Annotated in this window: 6 protein-coding genes; all 6 read left to right on the top strand. The window is 63.6% G+C overall.

All coding sequences use genetic code 11. The annotated features are described in order from the left end of the window. The first annotated feature begins 193 nt into the window (after nt 1–193). Nucleotides 194–1,957, top strand: a complete 1,764-nt coding sequence (locus JYJ84_RS23750) for an acetolactate synthase 3 catalytic subunit (protein WP_046544741.1) — start codon at nt 194–196, stop codon at nt 1,955–1,957. A gap of 111 nt (nt 1,958–2,068) precedes the next feature. Further along, the gene (gene ilvN, locus JYJ84_RS23745; protein WP_011352712.1) at nt 2,069–2,560 is read left to right on the top strand and encodes an acetolactate synthase small subunit; all 492 of its coding nucleotides are present in this window, start codon (nt 2,069–2,071) and stop codon (nt 2,558–2,560) included. Nucleotides 2,561–2,655: 95 nt separating this feature from the next. Continuing rightward, a complete protein-coding gene (gene ilvC / locus JYJ84_RS23740) occupies nt 2,656–3,672 on the top strand; it encodes a ketol-acid reductoisomerase (RefSeq protein ID WP_043188872.1) in 1,017 nt (338 codons plus the stop codon). Between the two features lie 127 nt (nt 3,673–3,799). Beyond that, on the top strand, nt 3,800–4,444 hold the full coding sequence (locus tag JYJ84_RS23735) for a phosphatidylserine decarboxylase (RefSeq protein WP_011352710.1): 645 nt from the start codon (nt 3,800–3,802) through the stop codon (nt 4,442–4,444). 15 nt (nt 4,445–4,459) lie between these two features. After that, nucleotides 4,460–5,326, top strand: coding sequence for a CDP-diacylglycerol--serine O-phosphatidyltransferase (pssA, locus tag JYJ84_RS23730; protein WP_122945908.1), 867 nt, complete (start codon nt 4,460–4,462; stop codon nt 5,324–5,326). Nucleotides 5,327–5,641: 315 nt separating this feature from the next. After that, on the top strand, nt 5,642–7,186 hold the full coding sequence (locus JYJ84_RS23725) for a 2-isopropylmalate synthase (RefSeq protein WP_205189527.1): 1,545 nt from the start codon (nt 5,642–5,644) through the stop codon (nt 7,184–7,186). Nucleotides 7,187–7,246: the final 60 nt, after the last annotated feature.

The following is a 7,246-nucleotide window of genomic DNA, read 5'->3' as shown; positions in this document are numbered from 1 at the left end:
CGCTGCGGGATATTTTGCTTGACGACCCAATCGCGACCCGCTATCGTCAATGATTCGCAACATGAAGTGATGGTCTCATTTGAGGCTGGCCCAAGAAGCCTGCCCTTCAAACTGGACGCGCCGCTTGAACCCGAGCCACAAGCCCGGCAGAGAGCACCCGATCAATTTTTTGCCGAAAATTCGAAAGGTCAAAATGAACATGCCCAGCGCGGAATTCTCCACGTCGGAACCCCTTTCCCCTCCCGATAGCGACTCCATCGGCGGTACCGTGCTCATGAAGGCACTGGCCGATGAAAACGTCGAATTCATCTGGGGCTACCCCGGCGGCTCGGTACTCTACATCTACGACGAGCTTTACAAGCAGGACAAGATTCAGCACGTGCTGGTGCGCCACGAACAGGCGGCCGTGCACGCAGCCGATGCGTATGCGCGTTCCACCGGCAATGTCGGCGTCTGTCTCGTGACGTCGGGCCCCGGTGTCACCAACGCGGTGACCGGCATCGCCACGGCGTACATGGATTCGATCCCGATGGTCGTGATCAGCGGCCAGGTGCCCACGGCCGCGATCGGCCAGGATGCCTTCCAGGAGTGCGACACCGTCGGCATCACGCGTCCGTGCGTGAAGCACAACTTCCTCGTGAAGGACGTGCGCGACCTCGCGGAAACCGTCAAGAAGGCGTTTTATATCGCCCGCACCGGCCGTCCGGGCCCGGTGCTGATCGACATCCCGAAAGACATCTCGAAGACGCCGTGCGAGTACGAGCCCGTCAAGAGCGTGTCGCTGCGTTCGTACAATCCCGTCACGAAAGGCCATTCGGGTCAGATCCGCAAGGCCGTGTCGCTGCTGCTGACGGCGAAGCGTCCGTACATCTACACGGGTGGCGGCATCATCCTCGCCGATGCGTCGCGTGAACTGAACCAGTTCGCGGATCTCCTCGGCTACCCGGTCACGAACACGCTGATGGGCCTCGGCGGCTATCGCGCGTCGGACAAGAAATTCCTCGGCATGCTCGGCATGCACGGCACCTACGAAGCGAACATGGCGATGCAGCACTGCGACGTGCTGATCGCGATCGGTGCCCGCTTCGACGACCGCGTGATCGGCGATCCGGCGCACTTCGCGTCGCGTCCGCGCAAGATCATCCACATCGACATCGACCCTTCGTCGATCTCGAAGCGTGTGAAGGTCGACATCCCGATCGTCGGCGACGTGAAGGAAGTGCTGAAGGAGCTGATCGAGCAGCTGCAGACGGCCGAGCATGGCCCCGACACCGAGGCGCTCGCGCAATGGTGGAAGGACATCGAGGGCTGGCGCTCGAAGGACTGCCTGAAATACGACCGCGAAAGCGAGATCATCAAGCCGCAGTACGTGGTGGAGAAGGCGTGGGAGCTGACGGACGGCAATGCGTTCGTGTGCTCGGACGTCGGCCAGCACCAGATGTGGGCGGCGCAGTTCTACCGTTTCAACAAGCCGCGTCGCTGGATCAACTCCGGCGGCCTCGGCACGATGGGCTTCGGCCTGCCGGCAGCGATGGGTGTCAAGATGGCGCACCCGGACGACGACGTGCTGTGCATCACGGGCGAAGGCTCGATCCAGATGTGCATCCAGGAACTGTCGACCTGCCTGCAGTACGACACGCCCGTGAAGATCATTTCGCTGAACAACCGCTATCTCGGCATGGTTCGCCAGTGGCAGCAGATCGAATACAGCAAGCGCTATTCGCATTCGTACATGGATGCGCTGCCTGATTTCGTGAAGCTCGCCGAGGCATACGGCCATGTCGGCATGCGGATCGAAAAGACCTCGGATGTGGAGCCGGCGCTGAAGGAAGCGCTGCGCCTGAAGGACCGCACCGTGTTTCTCGACTTCCAGACCGATCCGACCGAAAACGTCTGGCCGATGGTACAGGCCGGCAAGGGCATCACCGAGATGCTGCTCGGATCGGAAGATCTGTAACGGCGCGACGCGCGCCCGGCCCCTGCGGCCCGCCTTCACGAAGGGCGGAGCGGCATGCGGCGGCGCGCGGCGCGGGTGAATCGACACGGACACATTCTGGAAGAAGCGAACATGAGACACATCATTTCCGTCCTGCTGGAGAACGAACCGGGCGCGCTGTCGCGCGTGGTCGGTCTGTTTTCCGCACGCGGCTACAACATCGAAACCTTGACGGTGGCGCCGACCGAAGACCAATCGCTGTCGCGGCTCACCATCGTTTCCATTGGCTCCGACGACGTGATCGAACAGATCACGAAGCATCTGAACCGCCTGATCGAGGTGGTGAAAGTGGTGGACCTGACCGACGGTGCACACATCGAACGCGAGCTGATGCTGATCAAGGTACGTGCAGTGGGCAAGGAGCGCGAAGAAATGAAGCGGATGGCGGACATTTTCCGCGGCCGCATCATCGACGTGACCGAAAAGACCTACACGATCGAATTGACGGGCGCGAGCGACAAGCTCGACGCATTCATCCAGGGGCTGGACGCGGGCGCGATCCTAGAGACCGTGCGCACCGGCAGCTCCGGCATCGGACGCGGCGAGCGCATCCTGAAGGTGTGATGCCAGACAGGCACGCCGGGTGCGCCGTCATGTCCCGGCCCGCAGTACTCCATCCGAATGAATTGTTGAATTTTTGAATTAGCGAAGGAACCATCATGAACGTTTTCTACGACAAAGACGCTGACCTCTCCCTCATCAAGGGCAAGCAAGTCACGATCATCGGCTACGGCTCGCAAGGCCATGCACACGCGCTGAACCTGAAGGACAGCGGCGTGAACGTGACGGTCGGCCTGCGCAAGGGCGGCGCGTCGTGGAGCAAGGCCGAAAACGCCGGCCTGTCGGTCAAGGAAGTCGCGGAAGCGGTGAAGGGCGCCGACGTCGTGATGATGCTGCTGCCGGACGAGCAGATCGCCGACGTGTACGCGAAGGAAGTTCACGCGAACATCAAGCAGGGCGCGGCGCTGGCATTCGCGCACGGCTTCAACGTCCACTACGGTGCGGTGATCCCGCGCGCCGACCTCGACGTGATCATGATCGCGCCGAAGGCACCGGGCCACACGGTTCGCGGCACGTACTCGCAAGGTGGCGGCGTGCCGCACCTGATCGCGGTTGCGCAGAACAAGTCGGGCGCGGCACGCGACATCGCGCTGTCGTACGCGGCAGCGAACGGCGGCGGCCGTGCAGGCATCATCGAAACCAACTTCCGTGAAGAAACCGAAACCGACCTGTTCGGCGAGCAGGCCGTGCTGTGCGGCGGTACCGTCGAGCTGATCAAGGCTGGCTTCGAGACGCTGGTCGAAGCAGGCTACGCGCCGGAAATGGCGTACTTCGAGTGCCTGCACGAACTGAAGCTGATCGTCGACCTGATCTACGAAGGCGGCATCGCGAACATGAACTACTCGATCTCGAACAACGCCGAGTACGGCGAGTACGTGACGGGCCCGCGCATCGTCACGGAAGAGACGAAGAAGGCGATGAAGCAGTGCCTGACCGACATCCAGACGGGCGAGTACGCGAAGAGCTTCATTCTCGAGAACAAGGCAGGCGCGCCGACGCTGCAGTCGCGCCGCCGCCTGACGGCCGAGCACCAGATCGAGCAGGTCGGCTCGAAGCTGCGCGCAATGATGCCGTGGATCGCGAAGAACAAGCTCGTCGACCAGACGAAGAACTAAGCACCGCGAGCTGTTCCGGCCCCTCGAATAGAGGGCCGGTACCAAAAAGCCGCCCGAAGGCAGCAGTGCCCCGGGCGGCTTTTGCTATCCTACGGGCTTTGCAATTCACCGAACACAGAACGAATCCATGAACTATCCTCATCCGATCATCGCGCGCGAAGGCTGGCCGTTCATCGCGATTGCAGCCGTCATCGCGCTGTTGATCCATGCCGTCGGGGGCTTCGGCTTCGCGTGGCCGTTCTGGCTGCTGCTCGTCTTCGTCGTCCAGTTCTTCCGCGATCCGCAGCGCCCGATCCCGGCGCAGCCGAATGCGGTGCTGTGCCCGGCGGACGGCCGCATCGTGGCGGTCGAGACCGCACAGGACCCGTACGCGAACCGCGAAGCGCTGAAGATCAGCGTGTTCATGAATGTCTTCAACGTCCATTCGCAGCGTTCGCCGGTCGATGGCGCGATCTCCAAGGTCGAGTACTTCCCGGGCGCGTTCCTGAACGCGGCGATCGACAAGGCGTCGACGGAAAACGAACGCAATGCGGTCGTGATCCAGACGGCGAGCGGCAAGACCGTGACCGCCGTGCAGATCGCCGGCCTCGTCGCACGCCGGATTCTCTGCTACGTGCGCGCCGGCGAACCGCTGTCGCGCGGCCAGCGCTACGGTTTCATCCGCTTCGGTTCGCGCGTCGACGTGTACCTGCCGCTCGGCAGCCGCGCGAAGGTGTCGATCGGCGAGAAGGTCTACGCGTCGTCGACGATCCTCGCCGAGCTCGAACAGTAAGCGGCGGGACGCACGATGGCCGCATTCAAACCGCGTCGGCCGCGCAACGGCCAGACGCCACGCCCGTTCCGCCGCAACAAGGTGATGGCACAGGATCCGGTGCCCATCGAGAGCCGCCGCGCCGCGCGCCAGCGGTTCCTGAAGACCCGCGGCATCTACCTGCTGCCGAACGCATTCACGACCGCCGCGCTGTTCTGCGGCTTCTTCGCGGTCGTGCAGGCGATGAACGTGCGCTTCGAGATCGCCGCGATCGCGATTTTCGTCGCGATGGTGCTCGACGGGATGGACGGGCGCGTCGCGCGCATGACGCATACGCAGAGCGCGTTCGGCGAGCAGTTCGACAGCCTGTCGGACATGGTGTCGTTCGGCGTCGCGCCCGCGCTCGTGATGTACGAGTGGGTGCTGAAGGATCTCGGCCGCTGGGGCTGGCTCGCCGCGTTCGTCTATTGCTCGGGCGCCGCGCTGCGGCTCGCGCGTTTCAACACGAACATCGGCAGCGTCGACAAGCGTTTCTTCCAGGGGCTGCCGAGCCCGGCCGCCGCCGCGCTGATCGCGGGCTTCGTGTGGCTCGCGACCGACAACCGCGTGCCGATGAAGCTCGGCTGGCTGCCGTGGGTCGCATTCGTGCTGACGATCTACGCGGGCGTGACGATGGTGTCGAACGCGCCGTTCTACAGCGGCAAGGCACTCGACGTGCGGCACCGCGTGCCGTTCGCGGCGATCCTGCTGGTCGTCGTCGCGTTCGTGCTCGTGTCGTCCGACCCGCCGCTGATGCTGTTCTGCCTGTTCGTGCTGTACGGGCTGTCCGGCTACGTGTTCTGGGCCTACATGGCCATTCGCGGGCGTGCGAATCCGGCGCGCTCGTCGCAGCGCGATCACTGACGCGGGTTTTTCGCCCGGAAACGGCGGCCTTCAGGCCGCCGTTTTCTTTTGCCCCTGTTTCGAATCGGGCCGCCGCAAGCCCCGGGTGCCGTCCGATTGCGCACCCAGCGGAATGCCGCTATAGTCTTCGGCATGACCGCATTTTCCCGCCTCTCCCTCCTTCTAGCCGGTGCGCCGCTACGCGCGCTAGCTTTGGTGCGCCTGCCGCGCTGACCGTTCTCGCCCCCCGTCAAGCCTCGTCTGTTGTTGAGCGTCGCCAGCGGTGGCGCGATCTCATTACGTTTGATTTCCGTATAAAGAGCCCTGGAGCCCCCCATGACAGACAAGCTGATCATTTTCGATACGACGTTGCGTGACGGCGAGCAATCGCCCGGTGCGTCGATGACGAAGGAAGAGAAAATCCGCATCGCGAAGCACCTCGAGCGGATGAAGGTCGACGTGATCGAGGCGGGCTTCGCGGCCAGCTCGAACGGCGATTTCGACGCGATCCACACGATCGCCGGTCTCATCAAGGACAGCACGATCTGCTCGCTGGCGCGCGCCAACGACAAGGACATCCAGCGTGCGGCCGACGCACTGAAGCCGGCCGAGAGCTTCCGGATCCACACGTTCATCGCGACGTCTCCGCTGCACATGGAGAAGAAGCTGCGGATGACGCCCGACCAGGTGTTCGAGCAGGCGCGCCTCGCGGTGCGCTTCGCGCGCAAGTTCACCGACAACGTCGAATTCTCGCCGGAAGACGGCAGCCGCTCCGACATGGATTTCCTGTGCCGTGTGCTGGAAGCCGTGATCGCCGAAGGCGCGACGACAATCAACATTGCCGATACGGTCGGCTACGGCGTGCCGGAGTTGTACGGCAACCTCGTGAAGACGCTGCGCGAACGCATTCCGAACTCGGACAAGGCGATCTTCTCCGTGCACTGCCACAACGACCTCGGGATGGCCGTCGCGAACTCGCTCGCCGGCGTGAAGATCGGCGGCGCGCGTCAGGTCGAGTGCACGATCAACGGTCTCGGCGAGCGCGCGGGCAACACGTCGCTCGAAGAAATCGTGATGGCCGTGAAGACGCGCAAGGACTACTTCGGCCTCGACGTCGGTATCGACACGTCGCAGATCGTGCCGACGTCGAAGCTCGTGTCGCAGATCACCGGTTTCGTCGTGCAGCCAAACAAGGCAGTGGGCGGCGCGAACGCGTGCGCGCACGCATCGGGCATCCACCAGGACGGCGTGCTGAAGGCGCGCGACACCTACGAGATCATGCGCGCGGAAGACGTGGGCTGGACCGCGAACAAGATCGTGCTCGGCAAGCTGTCGGGTCGTAACGCGTTCAAGCAGCGCCTGCAGGAGCTCGGCGTGTCGCTCGACAGCGAAAGCGAACTGAACGCCGCGTTCATGCGCTTCAAGGATCTGGCCGACCGCAAGGCCGAGATCTTCGACGAGGACATCATCGCGATCGTGTCCGAGGAGTCGGCGCTCGCGCACGAGCAGGAGCACTTCAAGTTCGTGTCGCTGTCGCAGCACTCGGAAACGGGCGAGCAGCCGCACGCGAAGGTCGTGTTCGGGGTCGAAGGCAAGGAAGTGACCGGCGAGGCACGCGGCAACGGTCCGGTCGATGCGACGTTCAACGCGATCGAGAGCGAAGTCGGCAGCGGTTCCGAACTGCTGCTGTACTCGGTGAACGCGATCACGACCGGGACGCAGGCGCAGGGCGAAGTGACGGTCCGGCTGTCGAAGAGCGGGCGGATCGTCAACGGCGTCGGCACCGATCCGGACATCGTCGCGGCGTCTGCGAAGGCGTACATCTCCGCACTGAACAAGCTGCATTCGAAGGACGACAAGCTCAATCCGCAGCGCTCATAAGCGCCCGCGCACTGCGCATCACCGAAACGCCCCGTGCGGCCCTGCGCCCGCCGGGGCGTT

This window comes from Burkholderia sp. LMG 13014 (assembly GCF_905232215.1).
Taxonomy (GTDB): domain Bacteria; phylum Pseudomonadota; class Gammaproteobacteria; order Burkholderiales; family Burkholderiaceae; genus Burkholderia.
The sequence above is the reverse complement of the archived record's forward strand: the minus strand, read 5'-3'. Positions and strand labels throughout refer to the sequence as shown.

Bases quoted from the DNA above. Each gene is read 5' to 3' on its own strand.
- JYJ84_RS23750 (WP_046544741.1), top strand. From the start codon at position 194: ATGAACATGCCCAGCGCGGAATTCTCCACGTCGGAACCCCTTTCCCCT.
- ilvC (WP_043188872.1), top strand. From the start codon at position 2,656: ATGAACGTTTTCTACGACAAAGACGCTGACCTCTCCCTCATCAAGGGC.
- JYJ84_RS23735 (WP_011352710.1), top strand. From the start codon at position 3,800: ATGAACTATCCTCATCCGATCATCGCGCGCGAAGGCTGGCCGTTCATC.
- JYJ84_RS23725 (WP_205189527.1), top strand. From the start codon at position 5,642: ATGACAGACAAGCTGATCATTTTCGATACGACGTTGCGTGACGGCGAG.
- pssA (WP_122945908.1), top strand. From the start codon at position 4,460: ATGGCCGCATTCAAACCGCGTCGGCCGCGCAACGGCCAGACGCCACGC.
- ilvN (WP_011352712.1), top strand. From the start codon at position 2,069: ATGAGACACATCATTTCCGTCCTGCTGGAGAACGAACCGGGCGCGCTG.